This is a genomic window from Pseudomonas sp. MWU13-2862 (genome assembly GCF_023242495.1).
Classification (GTDB): Bacteria; Pseudomonadota; Gammaproteobacteria; order Pseudomonadales; family Pseudomonadaceae; genus Aquipseudomonas; species Aquipseudomonas gingeri_D.
Window position 1 is genome coordinate 271784 of sequence record NZ_JALMEZ010000001.1, and the last position, 21947, is coordinate 293730.

The 21947-nt window shown below is 63.5% G+C and carries 17 protein-coding genes; 9 read left to right on the top strand and 8 right to left on the bottom strand.

Features of this window, described 5'->3' with window-relative positions; all coding sequences use genetic code 11:
• Window positions 1-130 precede the first annotated feature (130 nt).
• Window positions 131-1612 carry a glutamate--tRNA ligase gene (gene gltX, locus M5C56_RS01325; RefSeq protein ID WP_103499116.1) on the bottom strand — a complete coding sequence of 494 codons (1482 nt, stop codon included), beginning with the start codon at window positions 1610-1612 and terminating at the stop codon, window positions 131-133.
• Between the two features lie 228 nt (window positions 1613-1840).
• On the opposite strand from gltX, the gene M5C56_RS01330 reads away from it, so the two are divergent.
• Window positions 1841-2887, top strand: a complete 1047-nt coding sequence (locus M5C56_RS01330) for an HlyD family secretion protein (RefSeq protein WP_103499117.1) — start codon at window positions 1841-1843, stop codon at window positions 2885-2887.
• A gap of 49 nt (window positions 2888-2936) precedes the next feature.
• Window positions 2937-4427: an MDR family MFS transporter gene (locus tag M5C56_RS01335; RefSeq protein WP_247263016.1), complete on the top strand. Its 1491-nt coding sequence runs from the start codon at window positions 2937-2939 to the stop codon at window positions 4425-4427.
• Window positions 4428-4553: 126 nt separating this feature from the next.
• Here M5C56_RS01335 and M5C56_RS01340 read toward each other — a convergent pair whose 3' ends face one another.
• Entirely contained in the window at window positions 4554-5453 is a 900-nt protein-coding gene (locus M5C56_RS01340; RefSeq protein ID WP_103499751.1) for a LysR family transcriptional regulator, read from the bottom strand.
• Window positions 5454-5556: 103 nt separating this feature from the next.
• On the opposite strand from M5C56_RS01340, the gene M5C56_RS01345 reads away from it, so the two are divergent.
• Window positions 5557-6981: an aldehyde dehydrogenase family protein gene (locus M5C56_RS01345; protein ID WP_103499752.1), complete on the top strand. Its 1425-nt coding sequence runs from the start codon at window positions 5557-5559 to the stop codon at window positions 6979-6981.
• A 54-nt stretch (window positions 6982-7035) separates the two neighbouring features.
• Here the strand turns inward: M5C56_RS01345 and M5C56_RS01350 are convergent, their stop codons facing one another.
• Window positions 7036-7584 carry a cysteine hydrolase family protein gene (locus M5C56_RS01350; protein WP_103499753.1) on the bottom strand — a complete coding sequence of 183 codons (549 nt, stop codon included), beginning with the start codon at window positions 7582-7584 and terminating at the stop codon, window positions 7036-7038.
• Window positions 7585-7703: 119 nt separating this feature from the next.
• Here M5C56_RS01350 and M5C56_RS01355 point away from each other — a divergent pair, with 119 nt between their 5' ends.
• From M5C56_RS01355 to M5C56_RS01375, 5 genes are all read left to right on the top strand, one after another.
• Window positions 7704-8726, top strand: a complete 1023-nt coding sequence (locus M5C56_RS01355) for a helix-turn-helix domain-containing protein (RefSeq protein WP_247262996.1) — start codon at window positions 7704-7706, stop codon at window positions 8724-8726.
• 63 nt (window positions 8727-8789) lie between these two features.
• On the top strand, window positions 8790-9734 hold the full coding sequence (locus M5C56_RS01360) for a 2-hydroxyacid dehydrogenase (protein WP_103498567.1): 945 nt from the start codon (window positions 8790-8792) through the stop codon (window positions 9732-9734).
• A gap of 62 nt (window positions 9735-9796) precedes the next feature.
• Window positions 9797-10192, top strand: coding sequence for an SH3 domain-containing protein (locus M5C56_RS01365; RefSeq protein ID WP_177102333.1), 396 nt, complete (start codon window positions 9797-9799; stop codon window positions 10190-10192).
• A 106-nt stretch (window positions 10193-10298) separates the two neighbouring features.
• On the top strand, window positions 10299-12125 hold the full coding sequence (locus M5C56_RS01370; RefSeq protein WP_103498568.1) for a glycoside hydrolase family 15 protein: 1827 nt from the start codon (window positions 10299-10301) through the stop codon (window positions 12123-12125).
• Between the two features lie 154 nt (window positions 12126-12279).
• Window positions 12280-13602, top strand: coding sequence for an Nramp family divalent metal transporter (locus M5C56_RS01375; RefSeq protein WP_103498569.1), 1323 nt, complete (start codon window positions 12280-12282; stop codon window positions 13600-13602).
• Window positions 13603-13636: 34 nt separating this feature from the next.
• On the opposite strand, the gene tssA is transcribed toward M5C56_RS01375, so the two are convergent.
• The 5 genes from tssA to M5C56_RS01400 are packed head-to-tail and all read right to left on the bottom strand — an operon-like array spanning window position 13637 to window position 21117.
• A complete protein-coding gene (tssA, locus tag M5C56_RS01380; protein WP_103498570.1) occupies window positions 13637-14734 on the bottom strand; it encodes a type VI secretion system protein TssA in 1098 nt (365 codons plus the stop codon).
• Complete coding sequence (locus tag M5C56_RS01385; RefSeq protein ID WP_103498571.1) at window positions 14731-18540, bottom strand: type VI secretion protein IcmF/TssM N-terminal domain-containing protein; 3810 nt, start codon at window positions 18538-18540, stop codon at window positions 14731-14733. The genes tssA and M5C56_RS01385 overlap by 4 nt, the downstream gene beginning before the upstream one ends.
• Entirely contained in the window at window positions 18537-19298 is a 762-nt protein-coding gene (locus M5C56_RS01390; RefSeq protein WP_103498572.1) for a DotU/TssL family secretion system protein, read from the bottom strand. The genes M5C56_RS01385 and M5C56_RS01390 overlap by 4 nt, the downstream gene beginning before the upstream one ends.
• An 18-nt stretch (window positions 19299-19316) precedes the next feature.
• Window positions 19317-20648 carry a type VI secretion system baseplate subunit TssK gene (gene tssK, locus M5C56_RS01395; RefSeq protein ID WP_103498573.1) on the bottom strand — a complete coding sequence of 444 codons (1332 nt, stop codon included), beginning with the start codon at window positions 20646-20648 and terminating at the stop codon, window positions 19317-19319.
• A 43-nt stretch (window positions 20649-20691) separates the two neighbouring features.
• Window positions 20692-21117 (bottom strand): type VI secretion protein, encoded by a 426-nt coding sequence (locus tag M5C56_RS01400; RefSeq protein ID WP_103498586.1) that lies wholly within the window; start codon window positions 21115-21117, stop codon window positions 20692-20694.
• Window positions 21118-21368: 251 nt separating this feature from the next.
• Between M5C56_RS01400 and tssB the strand changes: the two genes are divergently transcribed.
• Window positions 21369-21920, top strand: coding sequence for a type VI secretion system contractile sheath small subunit (gene tssB, locus M5C56_RS01405; protein ID WP_103498574.1), 552 nt, complete (start codon window positions 21369-21371; stop codon window positions 21918-21920).
• The last annotated feature ends 27 nt before the right edge of the window (window positions 21921-21947 follow it).

Consider the following 21947-nt stretch of genomic DNA (forward strand, 5'->3'; position numbering starts at 1 on the left):
CGCCTCTTCGCGGGCAAGCCCTGCTCCTACAGGTTTGCGTCGTACATGGATTTTGTATTCGACGAGGGACTGTAGGAGCAGGGCTTGCCCGCGAAGCTTTTGACGCCCTCAGGGCCGCCCCTGTCGCTGATCAGCCAATCGCGCCCAGCAGCTTTTCCCATTCCTTGTTTTCTTTCTTCGACACCCCGCCCAGCAAATCCAGGGCCTGGCGCAGACGGAAACGCGTAAGGTCCGGCCCGAGGATTTCCATCGCATCGAGCACCGACACCGAACTGGCCTGCCCGGTGATCGAGGCGAACATCAGCGGCATGGCATCGCGCAGCTTCAACTCCAGGGAGTCGACCACCGCCTGGATGGTCGCGGTGATGCTGTCCTTTTCCCACTGGCGCAAGCTTTCCAGCTTCCACAGGATCAACTGCATCAACTTGCGCACGTCGTCGGCCGAGAGTTTCTTGTGTTCGAACAGCTTGACGTCCAGCGGCAGGCTACCGGCGAAGAAGAAGTTCGCCAGCGGCGCGACCTGGCTGAAGGTCTCGACCCGGCCCTGGACCAGCGGCGCGATCTTCATCAGGTACTCGGGGTTCAGCGCCCAGTTCTGCACCCGGCTGGCGAATTCTTCCACCGGCAGGTCGCGCAGCCACTGGCCGTTGAGCCAGGACAGCTTCTCGATATCGAAGATCGGCCCGCCCAGGGAAACGCGGGACAGGTCGAAATGCTCGACCATTTCCTCCAGGGAGAACTTCTCGCGCTCGTCGGGCATCGACCAACCCATGCGCCCCAGGTAGTTGAGCATGGCTTCAGGCATAAAGCCCATGCGCTCGTAGAAGGTCACCGAAGTCGGGTTCTTGCGCTTGGACAGCTTGCTCTTGTCCGGGTTGCGCAACAGCGGCATGTAGCACAGCTGCGGCTGTTCCCAACCGAAATATTCGTAGAGCAGGATCAGCTTCGGTGCCGACGGCAGCCACTCTTCGCCGCGCAGCACGTGGGTGATGCCCATCAGATGGTCGTCGACCACGTTGGCCAGGAAGTAGGTCGGCAGACCGTCGGTCTTCATCAGCACCTGCATGTCCATGCGATCCCACGGGATCTCGACATCGCCACGGAGCATGTCCGGCACCACGCAGACGCCTTCGCTCGGTACTTTCATGCGGATCACATGGGGCTCGCCGGCGGCCAGGCGCCGGGCCACTTCCTCTTTCGACAGCAACAGCGCACGACCGTCATAGCGCGGGGTCTCGCCGCGAGCCATCTGCTCGGCACGCATCTGGTCCAGCTCTTCGGCGGTGCAGAAGCACGGAAAGGCGTGGCCCATGTCCACCAGTTGCTGGGTGTATTTCTTGTAGATCTCGCTACGCTCGCTCTGCCGGTACGGACCGTGGGGACCGCCGACATCCGGGCCTTCGGCCCAGGTGATACCCAGCCAGTTGAGGGCATCGAAAATCTGCTGTTCGGACTCGCGGGTCGAGCGCAACTGGTCGGTGTCTTCGATCCGCAGGATGAACTCACCACCGTGCTGCTTGGCAAAGCAATAGTTGAACAAAGCGATGTAGGCGGTGCCGACGTGGGGATCGCCGGTGGGCGATGGCGCGATGCGCGTGCGAACGGTGGTCATGGGCGGTCTCGAAGTGGAGATAAAACAAAGGGCGAATGGTAACAGGCACAGCCGTCCGGGCTCCAGTACAGGGCATCCGGCCGAGGGCATATAAGCCAAGCTTCGGTCTAAAAATGGCTCCAGGCCCCGAAAGCCGGGCTTTCTCGGTTACTGGCATTTACCCATTAATCCTGCTGTGCCAGATTCGTCTACCGTAAAATTCACTTACACATTGATGTGTTGCTGCCCATGCCCTCCCAACTCAAGCGTCGACTGTTTATTTTCCTGTTCCTGGTCCTGGTGATTGCCCTGGGCTTTTTCGTCCAGTGGTTTTTCAGGGGACGCTTTTATGAAAGCACCGATAACGCTTATGTCCAGGGCGAAATCACCCGGGTCTCCAGCCAATTGGGCGCACGCATTGACGAAGTGCTGGTGGCAGACAACCAGCATGTGGAGAAAGGCCAGTTGCTGGTCCGGCTCGAAGGCGCTGACTTCCAACTGGCCATCGACCGCGCCAATGCCGTCCTCGCCACCCGCGAGGCCGAACGGGTGCAGGCCCAGAGCAAGCTGACCCAGCAAGCCAGCCTGATCGCCTCCGCCGATGCCCAGGTCGCGGCCAGCCAGGCCAGCCTCGGCCGCTCGCAACTCGACCTGAACCGTGCGCAGACCCTGCGCAAGCCCGGCTACGTCTCGGAAGAGCGGGTCACCACGCTCTCCGCCGACAACCATATCGCCCGCTCGCAAGTGGCCAAGGCCCAGGCCGACCTGCAAGGCCAGCGCCAGCAGGTCACGGCCCTGAGTGCCGAGCTCAAGCGCCTCGACGCACAGATCGCCAATGCCCGCGCCGACCTGGCCCAGGCCGAGCTGAACCTGACCCGCAGCGAGATCCATGCGCCCATCAGCGGCCTGGTCGGCCAGCGCGCGGCGCGCAATGGCCAGTATGTGCAGGCTGGTGCCTACCTGCTGTCCATCGTCCCGGACCAGGACATCTGGATCCAGGCCAACTTCAAGGAAACCCAGATCGGCCATATGCAGCCGGGCCAGCACGCGACGCTGACCTTCGATGCCTATGAGGACACGCCGATCCAGGGCCAGGTCGAGAGCCTGTTCGCCGCCTCCGGCGCGCAGTTCAGCCTGCTGCCGCCGGACAACGCCACCGGCAACTTCACCAAGGTGGTGCAACGCATTCCGGTCAAGCTGACCTTTGCCGCCGACAATCCGTTGCAGGGCAAGATCCGTCCGGGCATGTCGGTCACCGTCAAGGTCGATCTGCGCGACGCCCAGCATGGCCGGTGATCAACTGATCCGACCGGTGGGCGAGCCGACCCGCCGGGACTGGATTGCGGTGATGAGCGTGATGCTCGGCGCCTTTATGGCGGTGCTCGATATCCAGATCACCAACTCTTCGCTCAAGGATATCCAGGGCGCCCTATCGGCGACCCTGGAAGAAGGTTCGTGGATTTCCACCTCCTACCTGGTGGCGGAAATCATCATGATTCCCCTCACCGCCTGGCTGGTGCAATTGCTCTCGGCGCGGCGGCTGGCGGTCTGGGTCTCCCTGGGTTTCCTCGGTTCGTCGCTGCTCTGTTCCATGGCCTGGAGCCTGGAAAGCATGATCGTGTTCCGCGCCATGCAGGGTTTCACCGGCGGCGCGCTGATTCCCCTGGCGTTCACCCTGACCCTGATCAAGCTGCCGGACCACCACCGTGCCAAGGGCATGGCGATGTTCGCCATGACCGCCACCTTCGCCCCGTCCATCGGCCCGACCATAGGCGGCTGGCTTACGGAGAACTGGGGCTGGCAGTACATTTTCTACATCAACATCCCGCCCGGCCTGATCATGATCGGCGGCCTGCTCTACGGCCTGGAAAAGAAGGAGTCCCATTGGGAACTGCTCAAGAGCACCGACTATGCCGGGATCGTCAGCCTCGGCATCGGCCTGGGGTGCCTGCAGGTGTTTCTCGAAGAAGGTCATCGCAAGGACTGGCTGGAATCGGACCTGATCGTGACCCTGGGCAGTATCGCCCTGCTGAGCCTGATTACCTTCGTGATCCTGCAACTGTCCAAGGCCAATCCGCTGATCAATCTGCGCATCCTGCAGAACCGCAACTTCGGCCTGTCCAGCATTGCCAGCCTGGGCATGGGCGTGGGGCTGTATGGCTCGATCTACCTGTTGCCGCTGTACCTGGCGCAGATCCAGAACTACAACGCCCTGCAGATCGGCGAAGTGATCATGTGGATGGGGGTGCCGCAGCTGTTCCTGATTCCGCTGGTGCCCAAGCTGATGAAATTCGTCTCGCCGAAGCTGCTCTGTACCCTGGGTTTCGGCCTGTTCGGGCTGGCGAGTTTTTCCTCCGGAGTGCTCAACCCGGACTTTGCCGGCCCGCAGTTCAACCAGATCCAGATTATCCGGGCGCTGGGCCAGCCGCTGATCATGGTGACCATCTCGCTGATCGCCACCGCCTATATCCTGCCCCAGGACGCGGGGTCGGCGTCGAGCCTGTTCAATATCCTGCGCAACCTCGGCGGGGCCATTGGCATCGCCTTGCTGGCGACCTTGCTGGATGCGCGGACCAAGATCTATTTCGACTATCTGCGCGAGGCGATCGTGCCGGGCAACCCGCAGGTGGCCGAGCGCCTGGCGATGCTTTCGGAGAAGCTTGGCAGCGACGGCGCGGCGCTGGGCAAACTGAGCGAGATCACCCATCAACAGGCGTCAATCATGGCCTATAACGACGCTTTCCATTTTGTCGGGATCGCCCTGGGGATCAGCATGTTGGCGGTGCTGTTGACCAAGGCGCTGCCGGCGGGGATCAAGGCTGGGGAAGCGCATTGATCCTGATGACGCCTTCGCGGGCAAGCCCTGCTCCTACAGTTTTGCGTCGAACACAAAAACTGCGTACGACATAACTTTGTAGGAGCAGGGCTTGCCCGCGAAGAGGCCGGAACAGACAACATTCCTCTAAAATCCCTGCCCACTCCGCTCGCGAATCAACTCGATCAACGCCCGCAACCCCGCCGGCACATGCCGCCGCCCCGGGTAATACAGCGACAAGCCGTCAAACGGCGGTGTCCAGTCTTCCAGTACCGACACCAGCGTGCCCGCCGCCAGGTCCGCCGCCGCGTTCCACTGTGTCGCATACACCAGCCCCAACCCCGCCCGCGCCGCCTCCAGCACCAGGGTCGATTCATCCAGGGTCAATACGCCCTGGACATCCACCGCATGGGTCTCGCCATGGCGCTCGAACTCCCAGTGGTAGATCCGTCCACTCGGCAAGCGCAAGCGAATACACCGATGCTTGAGTAGATCGGTCGGCGTCTGCGGCACCGGATGGCGCGAGAAATACTCCGGGCTGCCCATTACCAACAAACGCAACGGCAAGCCCAATGGAATGGCGATCATGTCCTGGGGCACGCTTTCGTGCAGGCGAATCCCGGCATCGAAGCCCTCGACCACGATATCGATCAGCTTGCCCTCGGTGACGATATCCACGTTCATCTGCGGGTAGCGGCGCATGTACTCGACGAACAACGGCATCGCCTGCTTCGCCGCGCCCACGGCGGTATTGATCCGCAAGGTACCGGCGGGAATACCGGCATGACTGCCCGCCTGTTCCATGGCCGCGCGAATGGTCGACATGGCCGGCGAAATGCTCTCGACAAACTGCGCCCCCGCCTCGGACAACGCCACGCTACGGGTTGTACGGTTGAACAGCCGCGCCCCGATCCGGCTCTCCAACGCCGACACCGCATGGCTCAAGGCCGAGGTCGAGACCTCCAGCTCGGCCGCCGCCGCCCGGAAACTCCGATGCCGGGCCACGGCCAGTACCGCTTCCAACTCTGTCAGGCCTGATGTGCGCATTATCCCGGATCACTCATTAACCCATGCCGCTTCGTCCGGCTTATCAGGCTAATCCTAGCCGCTTATCCTGACTCACACCACAGACGCACACCTCGGAGCAGCCATGCAACGCATCGACCATATCTATATCAATGGCGCCTTTGTCACGCCCCACGGCGAGGAACTGTTCGACCTGTTCAACCCCGCCACCGGCCAGGTCATCGGCCAGGTGCGCCTGGCGGACGAGCAGGATGCCCATGCCGCGATTGCCGCCGCCAAGGCCGCGTTCCCAGCCTTCTCCCGCACCACCAAGGCCGAACGCCTGGCCATGTTGCAGCGCATGCACGCCGCCATTGTCGCCCGGAAAGACCCGCTCAACGACGCCATCATCGAGGAATACGGCGCCCCCGCTTCCCGCTCGCGCTGGATGGCCCAGCATGCCGCCAGCGTCTTTCTGGAAGCGGCGAAGGTCCTCGAACAGTACGACTTCAAGCGCCGCGCCGGAACCGCCGAGGTGATCATGCAGCCCCTCGGCGTGGCCGGCCTGATCACCCCCTGGAACAACGACGCCGGTTTTATCTGCGGCAAGCTTGCCGCCGCCCTGGCCGCCGGTTGTACCGCGGTGATCAAGCCCAGCGAGATGAGCGCGATCCAGACCCGTATCGTCACCGAGGCCCTGCACGAGGCCGACCTGCCACCGGGGCTGTTCAATATCGTCACCGGTCGCGGTGAAACCGTCGGCGCCACCCTCAGCAGTCATCCGGATATCGCGAAAATCTCCTTTACCGGCTCCACCCCGGTGGGCAAGAGCATCCTGCGTAGCGCCGCCGAGACACTCAAGCGCGTCACCCTGGAACTCGGCGGAAAATCGCCGGTGGTGATACTCGACGATGCCGACCTGAGCCAGGCCATTCCCCTGGCCTTGCAGGCCGGCTTCATGAACAGCGGCCAGGCGTGCATCGCCGGGACCCGGATACTGGTACCGGAGGAACGCCTGCACGAAGTCGAAGCCGCCGTGCTCCAGGCCATCGACGTGGTCAAGGTCGGTGATCCCCTTGATCCACAGACCACCGTCGGGCCGATGGTCAGCGAAAAACAATGGCAGCGGGTGCAACGCTATATCCGCATCGGCATCGACGACGGCGCCCGCCTGCTGGTCGGCGGCGAAGGCCTGCCCCAGGGCGTGGACAGAGGTTGGTTCGTGCGCCCGACGGTATTCAGCGGCGTGACCAATGAAATGACCATCGCCCGCGAGGAAATCTTTGGCCCGGTGCTGTCGATCATCACCTACCGCGACCAGGAAGAAGCCATCCGCATCGCCAATGACACACCCTACGGCCTGCAGGCCTATGTGATGTCCGCCAATGTCGAACGGGCCCGCCAGGTCGCCGACCGCCTCGAGGCCGGACGCGTGCTGATCAACACCCTGGCCCACGAGCCGGCGGCGCCTTTCGGCGGCTTCAAGCAGTCGGGAATCGGCCGGGAATACGGGAGCTTCGGGCTCGAGGCGTTCCTCGAGCCGAAATCGATTATGGGGGGAACTCAATAATCGACTCCCCGGCAGGCCGGTGCCTGCCGGGGAGTCGCGTCCATCCGTGACGGCTCAGCGCGCCAGCCACTGCTCGGCAGAAACCACCGTGGCATAACCGAACGCCAGGGAGGCCATGAACGCCCCGTGCACATGGGCCGCCGGCACCGTCAGGCCGTTGAACTCCAGGTCCCGTGAAGCACAGGCATCGTGGATCACCGTGACCGTGTAGCCCTGGTCAGCCGCCGCGCGGGTGATGGCGTCGATGCACAGGTGGCTCATGCTGCCGACCACCACCAGTTCCTTGATCTCATTGCGCTCCAGCACCGCGCTCAGTTCGGTGTCGCGAAACGAGTTGACGAAATGCTTGAGTATCACCTGCTCGTCGGCGCGATTGAGGACCTTGGCGTGCAGCCGCGCCCCTTCGGAACCCGGCACAAAGAACGGCGCATCGGCGCTGGCGAACTCATGGCGGACATGCACCACCAGGTCACCCGCCTCACGCGCCGCGGCCAGAATCGCGACGGCCTTGTCGGCCGCCGCATCGGCACCGCTCAGGGTCCACTTTCCGCCTGGGAAATAGTCATTCTGGATATCCACCAGGATCAGCGCTTGTACGGACATATCATCTTCCTCGATTAGTGGTGCAGCGTTCGGTTGCTTTGCCTTACCGGATCAAGTATCCAGTTCCCACGGTGTTCCGGGGATTGGCCGGACCGACACTTTCGAGGGGAAAACTGACAATGGACGCGCCCACGGCCGCCATCGACCACACCACGACAACCGAAGGGCGCCACGACAGTGCCGTGTCCGAGATCGGCCTGCTCCTCTATCCCGGCGCGCAGACCGCCGCCGTCCACGGCCTGACCGACCTGTTCAGCGTGGCCAATCGCATGGTCGCCGAACACGGCGATGCGGCCCGGCGGCTGCGTGTCAGCCATTGGGCCACCGGCGCCACGGGCGAGTCCCTCGAACGGATCTACGACAGCCAGCCGGGCATGGACGGCCATCCGGTCGCCGTGGTCATTCCCCCTTCGCTGGGCGATACGCCCTCGCCCGCCGCCCTGCAACTCAGTGCCGCCTGGGTCCGCGAACAACATAGCCACGGAGCGATCATCGGTTCCGTGTGCATGGGCGCCTTCGTGCTGGCGCAGACCGGCCTGCTCGACCAACGCCCCGCCACCACCCACTGGAATTCGGCCAAGGCCTTTGCCGCGCTCTACCCGCAGATACGCCTCGACACCGACAAGCCGATCATCGACGACGGCGACCTGATCACCACCGCCGGGCTGATGGCCTGGGCCGAACTGGGCATGCGCCTGGTCGAACGGCTGCTGGGGCCGGGGATCGCCACGCGCACCGCGCGCTACCTGCTGATCGAACACCGTGACAACAGCGAATGCGCCGGCAACTTTGCGCCGATCCTGGGCCACGGCGACGCCGCGATCCTCAAGGTCCAGCACTGGCTGCAAAGCAGCGGCGCCCTGGAGGTGAGCGTAAATGCCATGGCCGACAAGGCCGGCCTGGAGGAGCGCACCTTCCTGCGCCGCTTTCGCGCCGCCACCGGCCTGCGTCCGACGGAGTACTGCCAGCACCTGCGGGTTGGCAAGGCGCGGGAAATGCTTGAATTCACCAACGGCACCGTCGACCATATCGCCTGGACCGTGGGTTACCAGGACCCCGGTGCGTTCCGTTCGACCTTCAAGAAAATCACCGGCTTCTCGCCCAGTGATTACCGAGGTCGCTACGGCGTCAGGGCGACCTGAGCTCAACCACCGGCAGGGCGATGCCTTGCCGGTCACTCTTATTGATACGGCCCGGAGAAACACATGAGCAAGGTGCTGCTGGTACTCGTGGAAACCGTCGACGACTACCTGCCAATCATCCAGAAGCACGGCTTCGAACTGATCCTCGCGCCGACCCAGGCCCTGCGCGCGCAAGCCATCGCCGAGCAGGGCGAACGCATCAATGCCGTGCTCACCCGCGGCCCGCTGGGGCTGTTCGCCGATGAAATCGCCGCCCTGCCCAAACTTGAAATCATCTGCGTGATCGGTGCCGGCTATGAAAAGGTCGACCTGCACGCCGCCGCGCAACGGGGCATCGTCGTGACCAACGGCGCCGGTGCCAACGCCTCGTCCGTGGCCGACCATGCCATGGCCCTGTTGCTGTCGCTGGTGCGCGATATTCCCCGCGCCGACGCCTCGGTGCGCCGTGGCGAGTGGCGCAAGCTGATGCGTCCGTCCCTGGGCGGCAAGCGCCTGGGCATCCTCGGCATGGGCGCGGTGGGCCAGGCGATTGCCCAGCGCGCGGCCCTGGGTTTCGACATGACGGTGAGCTATCACAACCGGCGACCGCGCACGGATATCGATTACCACTATTGCGCCACGACCACCGAACTGGCGCTGGCCTCGGACTACCTGATCATCGCCACCCCAGGCGGTGTCGGCACCGACGGCCTGATCGGCCGACAGGCTCTTGAAGCCCTCGGCCCGCAAGGGTTCCTGGTCAACATTGCTCGCGCCAGCGTGGTGGTGACCGCCGACCTGGTGGCCGCCCTCCAGCAAGGTCGCCTCGCCGGTGCGGCACTGGATGTGTTCGACGACGAACCGAATGTGCCTGAAGTCCTCAAGAGCCTGGGCAACGTGGTGCTGACACCCCACGTGGCCGGTCTGTCGCCGGAAGCCTCCGAAGCCACGGTAGCGCTGGTGGCCGAAAACCTGCTGGCGTATTTTTCCGGCAAGCCGGTACTCACGCCGATTGCCCTTCCCGGCTGACGGCCAACGAGCCAACCCATTATGATCACCACCTTCCCACACGCCTGATGGACACCTCCCGCATGGAACGCACCGCCCGCCTGCTGCCTCTTGCCTGCCTGCTGCTGGGCCTCTCGCCCTCGACCTTTGCCGCCGAGGCACCGGTCGATTGCGATGCCCTGCATGAAAAGGCCAACGCCGAAGCCGGCAGCTACCGCCCCCCCGTCGAAGGCAAGGTCATCGGCCAGGGCCGGGTCTACTTTCACAGCGCGCCCAACAGTGCCTGCATCACCAAGAAGGTCTTCGTCGTGCCTGGCGACGGCCTCACGGTGTACGCCAGCACCGAGGACGGCTGGGCCCAGGTCATGTACATCGCCAAGAACGGCGATGATTTCAGCGGCTGGGTCGAGGAAAAGCGCGTCGAACTGGGCCAGCACTACGGCGGTGACCCGGCGCCCGAAGACACCCCGGAGCAATAAGCGTCTCCCCGCCTGAACTCCGCCGAGGAATGCCAGTCAGCTCAATAAGTGCATTCAAAGGCCTGCGCTGACAGCGGCAGGCCTCTCTACCCGGAGTTTCGCGGCCATGCCTGATCTTTCCAACGAACCCCAGAGCGCGATCGAGGCCCACGGCGTCATTGGCGACATGAGTAGCGCCGCGCTGGTCAACGATCGCGGCAGCGTCGACTTTTTCTGCTGGCCGGCTTTCGACAGCCCCTCGATCTTCTGCGCCTTGCTCGACAGCCCCGAAGCCGGGATTTTCCAACTGGCCCCGGACCTGCCCGATGCCCGTCGCGAACAGATCTACCTGCCGGACACCAATGTCCTGCAAACCCGCTGGCTGAGCGCCAGCGCGGTGGTGGAAATCACCGATCTGCTGCCGGTCAGCGATGATGAAAACGACCTGCCGATGCTGATCCGTCGGGTCCGGGTGATCAGCGGCCGGGCCACCTTCCACGTGCGTTGCGCCGTGCGCCATGACTATGCCCGCGCCGCGACCCGTGCCCGTCTCGACGGCGACGATGTGTGCTTCGAGGCGCCGGGCCAGCCCAGCCTGCGCCTGTGCTCCGACCAACCGCTGCAACTGGAGCGGCAGGCCGCCGTCGCCCGCTTCACCCTGGAACAGCAACAGAACGCCGAATTCCTTCTCGGTGCGGTCGACGATCCACGCATCAAGGTCGGCAGCAGTGACCTCGCCCTGCAACGCACCCTGACCTTCTGGCGCCATTGGCTCGGACGCTCGAACTATCGCGGGCGCTGGCGCGAAGCGGTCAACCGCTCGGCCCTGGCCCTCAAGTTGCTGACCTCGCGCAAGCACGGCGCGATCCTCGCCGCCGTTACCTTCGGCCTGCCGGAAAGCCCCGGCGGCCAGCGTAACTGGGACTATCGCTATACCTGGATCCGTGACGCCTCCTTCACCATCTACGCCTTTATGCGCCTGGGTTATGTCGAGGAAGCCAACGGTTTCATGCGCTGGTTGCGCGGACGGGTCGGCGATTGCAGCGATCAGCCGTTGAAGCTGAACATTCTCTACGCCATCGATGGCACCCAGGAACTGCCGGAAACCGAACTGACGCACCTGTCCGGCCACGGTAATGCCCGTCCGGTGCGTATCGGCAACCAGGCCTACGAGCAGGTCCAACTGGATATCTTCGGCGAGTTGCTGGACGCGGTGTACCTGACCAACAAATACGGCGAGGCGATTTCCCATGAAGGCTGGCTGCATGTCGGCCAGATTGTCGATCAGGTCTGCGACACCTGGAACCAGACTGATGTCGGGATCTGGGAAATGCGCGGCGAGAAACACCACTTCCTGCACTCGCGGCTGATGTGCTGGGTCGCCCTGGACCGCGCCATTCGCCTGGCCTCCAAGCGCTCGCTGCCGGCCCCGTTCGCCCGCTGGGACCAGACTCGCCAGGCGATCCACGCCGATATCTGGAGCAACTTCTGGAACGCCGAACTTGGACATTTCGTCCAGCATATCGGCGGCACCGGCCTCGACGGCTCGATGCTGCTGATGCCACTGGTGCGCTTTGTCGGCGCCACCGATCCGCGCTGGCTGGCGACCCTGGAGGCGATTCAGAAAAGCCTGGTGCGCGACGGCATGGTCTATCGCTATCGCAACGACGATCACCCCATCGACGGCTTGCCGGGCAGCGAAGGGGCCTTCGCTGCCTGCTCGTTCTGGTACGTCGAATGCCTGGCCCGGGCCGGACGGGTGGAGCAGGCGCACCTGGAGTTCGAGCAACTGCTGCGCTATGCCAACCCGCTGGGACTGTACGCCGAAGAGTTCGACCCGCAAGCCCGGCACCTCGGTAATCCCCCGCAAGCACTGACCCACCTGGCGCTGATCAGCGCCGCGTGTTTCCTCGACCGCAAACTCAGCGGCGAGGTCACGCCGTGGCAACCCTGACGCCGCTTGCTGAACCCATATCTTGTGAGGGGCGGTGCTTGTGTGGGAGCGGAGCTTTTCAGATTGAATATCCTTTTCAATCACCTCGATAGCTTGGGCCACGCGCGCCAAACGTCTAAGCTGGCATTTCCCGCCTGTTGTTCTGGAACGCCGTGTGAAATTCAGCCTGCCGAAAGTTGCCACCGCCCCCTTCTGTCCCTCTGAAGTGAACGGCTCCATTGCTGTCGACCGCGGGGCACCGTTCTTCAAGCGCGCCCTGCGCTTCGCCGGGCCCGGCCTGCTGATTTCCATCGGTTACATGGACCCGGGCAACTGGGCCACGGCGATCGAGGCCGGCTCGCGTTACGGCTACAACCTGCTGTTCGTGGTGCTGCTGGCGAGCCTCGCCGGGATGGCGGTGCAATGCCTTTGCTCGCGCCTGGGGATCGCCACCGGCCGCGACCTGGCGCAGCTCTGCCGTGAGCGCTACAGCCCGCGCTCCGCCAAACTCCAATGGCTGCTGGCGGAAATCTCGATCATCGCCACGGACCTGGCCGAAGTCCTCGGTTGTGCCCTGGCCTTTCATCTGCTGCTGGGCTGCTCGCTGACCTTCGGCATTGCCCTGACGGCCTTCGATACGGTGCTGATCCTGGCCCTGCAGAACCGCGGCTTCCGGCGCCTGGAAGCGATCATGCTGGTGCTGGTGGCGACCATCGGCGTGTGTTTTTTTATCGAACTGGTGCTGATCAAACCCTACTGGCCGGACGTGTTCCAGGGTTTCAAGCCGTCCCTCTCGGCCATCAGCGACGCCGCACCGCTGTACCTGGCCATCGGCATTCTCGGGGCCACGGTGATGCCCCATAACCTCTACCTGCACACCTCGGTGGTGCAGACCCGGTTGATCGGCACGGACCTGGCCAGCCGCCAGGACGCTGTGCAACTGGCGCGTATCGACACCCTGGGTTCCCTGGCCCTGGCCTTGCTGGTGAACGCGGCGATCCTGATCCTGGCCGCGGCGGCCTTCCACCAGAACGGGCATACCGCCGTGGTGGAGATCCAGGACGCCTACCACCTGCTCGACCCGCTGGTGGGCGGCGCGTTCGCCAGCACTTTATTCGGCATCGCGCTGCTGGCGTCCGGGCAGAGTTCGACCTTTACCGGCACCATCGCTGGCCAGGTGATCATGGAAGGCTACCTGAACCTGAAGATTCCCTGCTGGCAGCGCCGATTGATCACCCGTGGCCTGGCACTGATCCCGGCCTTCGTCGGGGTCTGGCTGATGGGCGAAGACGCGGTGGGCAAATTGCTGGTGCTGAGCCAGGTGGTGCTGAGCCTGCAGTTGCCCTTTGCGCTGTACCCGTTGATCCGCATGACCGGCGATGAACGCCTGATGGGACCTTTCGTCAATCGCTGGTACACCAAGGCTCTGGCCTGGGGCCTGTTCGTGGTGATCAGCGCGGCAAATACCTGGTTGATCGCGCAGTTGTTTGTCGAGTGATCGTGGGCAGGTCCCGCCTGCCCTCCTCACCCGCTCAAAGCACCCCCAGCAACGCCCAGACCCGTCGCGCCTCCGCGTCGGAAGAAATCAGTTCCGACAACAGTTCGTTCAACGGTTTGTTGCCCCACTCCACCGCCTTCTTGACCACATAGGGCACCGGGCTGTGGGGCTCGGTTCTCGCCAGGTAATCGGCGATCAACAACAATTGCCGATAAGCCTCCTCCCGACTACGCGGCGTCGCCGAGAGCAGCGGTTGCTCCGCCGGCTCCGGTGACGCGGCGCCTTGCGGCGCTGAAGCCGTCTCCTCCTCGATGGTAGTCACAGGCGGTTCCGGCTGTTGAGGGTGCATGGCAATAAACTCCCGGTTCAGTGTGCTCAATGCCTGCATGACGTCACGCAAGGGCCCGCATGTCGGGGCCAGTTCCCTCAGATAGCGATCAGTCCACTGCTCCAGTCCCTGCAACTGGCGCAACGACGCCTGCACCAGATTCTGGCTGTGCAGCCACCAGGACAACGGCGTTGCGCGGATCAACTCATTGACCTTTTGCTGCTCGAGCCGCGCGGTCTCGACAATGCTCCTGGCGCTCTTGTTGTCCCCGGCCAGCACCTGCCGCGCCTGCAACTGCTGCCAGCCATACAGGCTCAACCCGGAAAACCCGTGGCTGCCGCCCGGGGCGAACAATGGCACCCGCGTATGCAACACCTCGGCGTAACGCCGTACCACCCAGTCCACCGGCGTCACCCGCCAGGACTGGTCGCCCTCCTCCGCCTGCGGATGGACCTGCTCGGGATAGCGCTCGCACAACCCCAGCAGCAACGCCAAGGCCGCCTGCAGCCCCTCCAGCCCATGACGATGCAGCCAGGCCTCACCGAGCCAGGCCGCGACCATCAGGTCCTTGCTGCGGCCCTGCAGGATTTCGCTGGCCAACTGTTCGACGCTCTCCCACTCCGCCCGCTTGATCTCCTTTTCCCAGACCCCGTTGGGCAAACTGGTGTCATCCTCGCGCCGCAACTCACGCAGCCGATCATAGTCGGCTTCATAGCGCAGGTTCTGCCCGCACGGCGAGTCCTCGGAAATCGCCTCGAGCAGGGGCTCCACCGACAACGGCAGCCCGGCGATCGACTGGCTCATAATACCCCCTGATTACCGGCAGCCGTGCTCGCCGTGCCGAAACTTGAAAAAGGTGACAACGGAGCCCGCACCGGCAGCGGTGCCAACGACAACGGTAACTTGCCACCCTGGGTCATCAACGACAGGCGCAGGAACATCGTGGTCAGGGCATCGCCGTTGGTCGCGCCACGTACCGGCAGGCGCAAGGTCAATGGGAAGTCGGTGTAATCCATGCTCGGCTGGCGTACCACCGACAGGTGTGAACGCATCATCCGCAGCAAAGCCCAGGGCCCGCCGTATTCCCAGCCGGCGTCCACGTCGGCCACCGCCAGACTCGGCTGCGACGGATCGCTGACCGGCCGCTCGGGTCCGTTGCGGGCCCAGCGCAGGGTCAACCGGATCGGCTGCCCGACCATCCAGCGCAAACGCTGCTGGGCATCGCCCGGGTAGTTTATCTGCTGGCTGCCGGCATTCAGGCCCCAGGCAATCACCTGATTGGCGCCGCGTTCTTCATCACGGTCGGTGCGCCAGCGCACGTCCAGGTCAAAGCCGATCATCCCGCTCGGGTCGCGCTGGAACAGTGGCCCGAGCCAGGCCCTGGCCTGTTTCAGGCGATCGAGGAAATCAGCCGCCGCCAGCCGATCGGGTGACTGGCTCAACACCAAGCCAGCCTGGGCCAGCGGCAAGCGCGTGTCGATCAACTCCAGCAAGTGCTGGACCCGCGCGGGCTCCGCATCCACGGCCTGTAATCCCAGGGAAAACGGAAAACGCTCGGCCAGGTACTGGTTGAAGTAGCCCGCCAACTCGTTCCAGGCCTTGACCGCCTGCTCCTGCTGTAACGCCTGGCAGCGGCGCATGGCCCCCTGTTGCAAGGCCTGTACCCGCAACGCCAGTTCACCCTGGCCGGCCGGCAGGTTGACCGACGACAGAATCTGCCCACAGGAGCCGGCATCCATGTCGATAAAGTCACGACTGACCAACTGCTCCATCAGTGCCGGTGAACTGGCCGGATTCTGCTCTTTGTACTTGAGCAGTTCGTCGTACAAGTCGCTCAAACGCGTGAACCGTTCAAAGTCGCCCGCCGCCAGGTTCTGCTGCTGGGCCCTGAGCCAATCCAGCGCCGGAGCCCTCGCCTCGGCAATCGCCTGCATGCTGCTGAACTGCTGCTTGAGATCCAGCTTCAGACCCTGCACATCACTGGCCCTGAACAACTGCAGGCCGAGATTCTTCGAGCCGTCCCAACTGTCGATATCGACCCGTTCATGGAACACCGCCTGGGCATTGATCTGTTCCAGCCCGCTATCCACCTCGGCCAGCGCCCGCCGGTTGAGGGAGTTTTGCAGGTTGCTCGCCAGGTCCGCCCGCTTGAGTTCGATAAACGCGCTTTGTAACGCCAGCGCCTGATCGGTCTTGATATTGAACGCCGCCGTCCCCTGCAACCGACCGCGGTTGCTTTCCAGGCTCAGCCACATGGCCTTGGCCGCCGCACTTTCCGCTACACGCAGCATCGGCCCGCGATAGGCCGGCGGGATGTGTGGCATCTCTTCGCCGGCGTAACTCTTGTAGCTGGCGAAGTAGGCGAGCGCATTGTTCAGACCATCGCTGTCGAGGCTTTGATAGGTCCCGCCGGCGCTGTCATCGGCACGCATGGCCATTGCCACGAAGTCGCGGCGAAACAGCGCCGAGATCGCGTTGTTCAGTTGCGACACCGACTCTTGCAACAGCAGTTGTCCGTTGCCTTGCTGGGTCAGCAGATTGCCCCGGGAGCCGGCCTTGGCGATCCATTGGTCGCGAAAGCTCTGCTGCAACTGGGTCGCCTGGTCTTCCAGGCTCTGCTCCAACGGCGTACCGAGCAAGGCACTCTGGCGCACCTTGTCCATCAACGCGCTGTAGCCGGGGACCAGGTCCTGGCCCTTGCCGCGACTCCAGGCCGAGTTGGTCTGGCTGACCACCGTCTGCAAGTCGTCGATCATCGCCTTGAGGTCTTCCAGGTCCGCGGGTGAGTTCAGCGCACCGGATTCCAGTTGCTCCAGGTGCAGTTTCAGGTAGCCGGCCTGGCGCACGAAGTTCTCGGCCAGGAAGTACTGATCCAGCCAGCGCCCCATCAATTCCTTGAAGTTCGCACCAATGGTCAGTCGCTCTGCCGGCAGGTCCAGGCGGATCAGGTTCGAGATGTCCATCTTCGCCAGGTGCTGGTTATAGAAGGCCGCCTTGTGCAACGTCGCGGCATTGAGGTTCAGGCCCAGGGCCAGGTTGCTCAGGGAGGCCAGCTCGTCCAGCGGTGTCTTGTGGTTGTTGATCGCCTTGTTCAACAACTGGTATTGCTGCTCCAGTGCCGTGGCCTGCTCCACCAGCTCTTTGGACTTGATATAAGTCTGCCATTGCGCCGGGTCCTCGCTTTCCAGGTTGGGACGGCGGTCGGTACTCTGGATCGCTTTGAGTCGGGTCAGATTCGCCTGCAACAGATCGCGCAGCGGCAGCATCATCTGGCTCATGGCAACGTTGCGCAGCACCTGGTCACGTTGATGATCGAGGGAAGAAAACCACGAGGTCGGCAACACCAGCGAGGCGAAGTGCCAACGCGGCGACTGCTCCATGAGTTGCCAGAACGCCTGCACATTGCGCCGGGTCGGCCCCAGCCGGTGGGTTTCGTCGTTGACCGTGACATAGCTCTTCTGCGCCTCTTGCAAGAGCCTCGACAGCTCGCGGGCGTCCTTGAGCGAGTCCTGCCAGACCCAGACCATCGCCACCGCCCAGATCAGCCCGACCACCGCCGCCGTCACACCCACTACCCACTGCCAGCGCTGACGCAACCGCAACAGCCGTGGGACCACCTGGGCCAGCCCTTGCTCGGCGACAATTCGTCGCTGCCAGAGCTGCCGGGCGAAGGTGCTTTGCAGCAATGGAATATCGCTGGCCGAAAAAACCGGAGTCGAAGTCGGTGCCTCGCTGGCGGTGAAATACACCCCGCGAAAACGCGCTGCCTCGTTCTGCGCATTGCCCTGGAACACCGGATCAAGCAGGACCTGCAGGTTACGACGCAGAGCCTCGAAACGCTCCGGCAGGCGATACAGGTCTTCGCTCAGTTGCCCGGACAGCGCTCCGACCTCGGTGATTGCCTCCGCCAGCGCCCGGGTAACCTGCTCCAGCGCCTGATCGCTCCACTCCGATTGCCAGAGGGTTTCCGGAGCAAACGGCGAGGTCCAACCCAGGATTCGTTCATGGGACTCTTTAGGCAGCGCGGCGATCAGTTCCTGAAAGCCGGGAACCTGCTCCATATCGGTGACCACCACATACACCGGCAGGCTCAGGCCCAGGCGCAGCAGCAGGTCGATAAAGCGCCGGCGCGCGGCGATTCCCAGGGCTGCTGCCTGTTCGTCATCCCAAAGGCGGCTGGCCGAGACCGTCCAGATCACTCCGTCCAGCGGACGTCGGGCACGCAGGCGCAGAATCAGCCCGAGTAATCGCCACCAACTTCCACGCTTGAGCTTCAGTCCCTCATCCGGCATGAACAACGACTCCGGCACCACCAGCACCGCCCCATCGGGGTCGGACCACCAGCGCCCGAACCAGGCCGGTTTATCCGTGGGTAGCAGGTGCCAGCAGGAGCAGAGTTGCGAACCCTGGGCATCATTGCCCAGCATCAACAGCCAGGGTGACTGGTAACGGTCCTGCACCCCTTGCTCCTGCTCCATATTGCGCACGGCACCGTAGAAGCTGCGAATCGCCGCCCCGCTCTGGGTCCGCAACCACCAGATAGCCAAGACCAGCAACACCAGCACCAGCAACACGCCGACCACCCACGCGACAATCGCAAGAGGAGTCATGGATTCCGCTCCGCAAGAGCGTCGGGGCTGGCCTGGTTCAACACCGATTGCACCTGCAGATTGATGTCGTACCAGAAGTAGTGACTGACACCGAGCATCACCAGTGTTACACCGAGAATCACCAGCCCCAGGCGCAGGCCGTCCGGCAGGGACTGACGAATCGGCAGTCGCCGCACGGGCGCATTGCTCGGTCGTTCGAGGCAATCGCTGACATCGACATAGTCCGGCTCGCGCTGCCAGGCGAAAGCGAACAGCGCGTGACGCCATTTTTCATGCTGTGCCAGCCCGGACTCCCCGCGCAGGCGCCCGTGAAAACCGAGAATCAAGCATTGCAGATAGACATTGGCCAGATCGCGACTGGTGGGGACCTCGTCGACCAGCAGTTTTTCGATCGCCTGGGGCAGGTGCTCGCCGGCATGGCGCGAGGCATACAACAGCGACTCCAGGGGATCGCTCTGCCAGGTCCGCTGCCCCGGCCAGTCAGCGTACAACAGGGTTTCATCCACCAGCGCGACAAAGGCATACACCGTGGCCTTGACCTGATGTTCCGCCGAGTCGCCGACACTGGCGAAGGCGCTGCGCCAGAGCTTGCGGCTGATCTTCGTGGAGAACTCCACCGCCGTGCCGACCTGCCGCGCCAGGTCTTCGTCGTCCTTGTTCAAGCCGTCCCAGGCCACCAACCACTCCAACCAGGCCTGGCGAAAGGCGTTGCTCAACGGTGACTGCGGTAACCCCGTGCCGACGCTTCCCTCTGGCATTGCCTTCCCCTTCCTTGACTAAAGTGCTTCGCTGACCTGCTTGACGAACAGGACGATCTGCCACGGGTTGAGCGCCAGCTTCGAGGCCGGCGCGATGATGTGCAGCGGTTGCTCGGGATCGAACCACTCACCCCGGGCCTCGACGACAAACAGCCGGGTGTCGCTGCCGACGCTGTAGGCCACTTGCTCCTGGCGGCTCATGACCTGGTGCCGCAGCCCGGGCATGCGTTGCCGGGCCAGCACGGTCAGGTTGCTGTCGGAGGCGATGATGGTGCGCTCCAGCCATTCGATCGCCGCGCTTTCGCCGGCTCCGGCGGGCATCCGCAGGCCGATCACCAGGCGCTGCTCGGGCTCGCGCCCGGGTAATTGCAGGGAAAACAGTTCGCCGGTCTGCTCGAACGGCAGGCAGCGATAGCCAACGCGGATCAGTTCCAAGCCCAATTCGAGCCAGTTCAGTACTTCTTCATAACCGCGTTGCAGATCCAGATAGTCCAACGGCATGAAGGCTGGCACCCCGGCCAACGGGTCGAGCGCCGACCAACTGCCGGCCATCCCGAGCAATAGCCCGTGCAGAGCCTGGGACGTGGCGACACGCGTGTTCAGCAGGCCTTCGACTTCCGGCAGACGGGCCCAGAGGGCACCGAGCTGTCGACGAATTTCCAGCGCATCCTCCTGGTTGCCCGCCTGCTGTGCCTGACGCAGGCGGCCGGCGAGAAACAGGCACTTTTCCCGGGTCCGCGCGCACAACGCTGCAACCCGCCGCCCCAACGGCGACTCCGGTAGCAACCTGGGGGTCGGCGGCACATACGGCACCTGGACAAACCCACCGCCCTCCTTGCGGATGCGCAGCAGCGGCAGGCAGATCGAGTCGGCCTTGTTCGAGTCCGTGCACAGGTGCGGATTCGGCCGCCAGACCGTGATCGACTGCGGGTTATGGCCACTGGTGAGGTCCGGCAACGCCTCGCTGGTCAGCGACTGCAGGCGCCCCTTGAAATCGCGCAAGTGCCCTGCGCGCCACAGCGGGCTGACCGCCAGGTACACCGTGACCATCGAATGTATCGACTGGGCGATGGCATCGCCCACTTCCAATTCAAGCTGCGCACCATCGGCGGCGTTGAGACTTACGGGCAAGCCGTCGGGCAAGGTGGCGTCCAGGACCAGGATGCGTACCTGCCCGGCGCACAGCGCGGAAGGATCGATCTCCAGTTTCTCGACGCCCCAGAACCAGGGATTGGCCGCCTGGGCGAAATGCGCGGCCAGAACCTCGGCACGCAGCCCTTGCAACTGGAAGTGCTGGGGCTGCAATTGCATCCCCTCGTACCAGCAAACCGCATCAGGTAACAGGCTCATACGACTCCCTTCGACATCCGATAATGTTCCTGAGCGGCGCTGATCAGCGCTCGGCTGGGTTCAACAGACTCATCTCCCGACTGTCGAACTTCAGCCAGGCATCATGCTGATCGTCTAGCCTGAGCCGGTGCGCACCGGGAGTGTTATAGCTGGCGAACACCAAAAGTCCAACCGCACTCTGGCCCCTCAACGGAAAGTCCTGCTTGGCAACAAACTGCCCGGGGACCAGTTCCAGTCCCCACACGCTCAGTTGCTGACGATAGTCGCGCTGGAACTGCTCACGCTCGCCGAACCACTGCTTGGCGCTCACTCCGGCCAATTGCTTGAGGAGGTCGGGATCCTTCACCGCGACGAAATCCACGGCAATCGGTGTGTTGTCGTTAGCCAGGGGCGCCACGTCCAGCGTAAGGCTCGCCACACCGACCGAGGGTCCGAAAAATGAGCACCCGGACAGAAACAACAACACCATGCAGATAAGGATCTTCTTACACAAAATTGAATTTTCCTTTTTTCGTGCAGCTCATATGGCAGTTTGCCTTGCTTTTTTATAGACCTGTTCTAGCGTCTTGGGTAGTTCGTCAGCACGACGAATTGGAGGGACCGTCGAAGGATTGACAGGATCGCATTCTCCACCCCCCTGTCTGGCTTCACGGTTCAGCAAGGGAGCGATCACGGGTAACCGATGCATTGCGCCCGCTCAACGCATCGGAGTCAGCCAACATGGCCGAAAGTACCCAGCACAAGCTCGACCGGATTCGTCCGCCGCGCGTCCAGATTACCTATGACGTAGAGACGGGCGGTGCCATCGAGAAAAAGGAACTGCCCCTGGTGGTCGGCATCCTCGCCGATTTGTCCGGCAAGCCAGAAAAACCTCCGGCGAAACTGAGCGACCGCCGCTTCGTCGAGATCGATCGCGACAACTTCAACGAAGTCCTCGCGTCCATCGCCCCGCGCTCGGTGCTACAGGTCAGGAACACCTTCGCCACGGACGACAGCAAGCTCAATATCGAGCTCAAGTTCAACCATATCGATGACTTCGACCCGGTCAAGGTGGTGGGGCAGGTTGTCCCGCTGCGCCGCCTGTTCGAGGCTCGCCAGCGCCTGCGCGACCTGCTGACCAAACTCGACGGCAACGACGACCTGGACAGACTGCTGCGTGACGTGATCGCCAACACCGAAGGCTTGCAGGAGATCAAGTCGTCCGCCCGCGTGCAGGATGCCCCAGCCGCAGACAAGGACACCGCCGCCCCTGCCGAAGAACCGCAAGCCTGATCGCCTATCCATTCTCGGAGGATTTGT

Coding starts and splice junctions, on each gene's coding strand:
- M5C56_RS01385 (WP_103498571.1), bottom strand. CDS start 18,540: ATGACTCCTCTTGCGATTGTCGCGTGGGTGGTCGGCGTGTTGCTGGTG.
- M5C56_RS01400 (WP_103498586.1), bottom strand. CDS start 21,117: ATGGTGTTGTTGTTTCTGTCCGGGTGCTCATTTTTCGGACCCTCGGTC.
- gltX (WP_103499116.1), bottom strand. CDS start 1,612: ATGACCACCGTTCGCACGCGCATCGCGCCATCGCCCACCGGCGATCCC.
- M5C56_RS01345 (WP_103499752.1), top strand. CDS start 5,557: ATGCAACGCATCGACCATATCTATATCAATGGCGCCTTTGTCACGCCC.
- M5C56_RS01365 (WP_177102333.1), top strand. CDS start 9,797: ATGGAACGCACCGCCCGCCTGCTGCCTCTTGCCTGCCTGCTGCTGGGC.
- tssK (WP_103498573.1), bottom strand. CDS start 20,648: ATGAGCCTGTTACCTGATGCGGTTTGCTGGTACGAGGGGATGCAATTG.
- M5C56_RS01390 (WP_103498572.1), bottom strand. CDS start 19,298: ATGCCAGAGGGAAGCGTCGGCACGGGGTTACCGCAGTCACCGTTGAGC.
- M5C56_RS01330 (WP_103499117.1), top strand. CDS start 1,841: ATGCCCTCCCAACTCAAGCGTCGACTGTTTATTTTCCTGTTCCTGGTC.
- M5C56_RS01360 (WP_103498567.1), top strand. CDS start 8,790: ATGAGCAAGGTGCTGCTGGTACTCGTGGAAACCGTCGACGACTACCTG.
- M5C56_RS01370 (WP_103498568.1), top strand. CDS start 10,299: ATGCCTGATCTTTCCAACGAACCCCAGAGCGCGATCGAGGCCCACGGC.
- tssA (WP_103498570.1), bottom strand. CDS start 14,734: ATGAGCCAGTCGATCGCCGGGCTGCCGTTGTCGGTGGAGCCCCTGCTC.
- M5C56_RS01340 (WP_103499751.1), bottom strand. CDS start 5,453: ATGCGCACATCAGGCCTGACAGAGTTGGAAGCGGTACTGGCCGTGGCC.
- tssB (WP_103498574.1), top strand. CDS start 21,369: ATGGCCGAAAGTACCCAGCACAAGCTCGACCGGATTCGTCCGCCGCGC.
- M5C56_RS01350 (WP_103499753.1), bottom strand. CDS start 7,584: ATGTCCGTACAAGCGCTGATCCTGGTGGATATCCAGAATGACTATTTC.
- M5C56_RS01355 (WP_247262996.1), top strand. CDS start 7,704: ATGGACGCGCCCACGGCCGCCATCGACCACACCACGACAACCGAAGGG.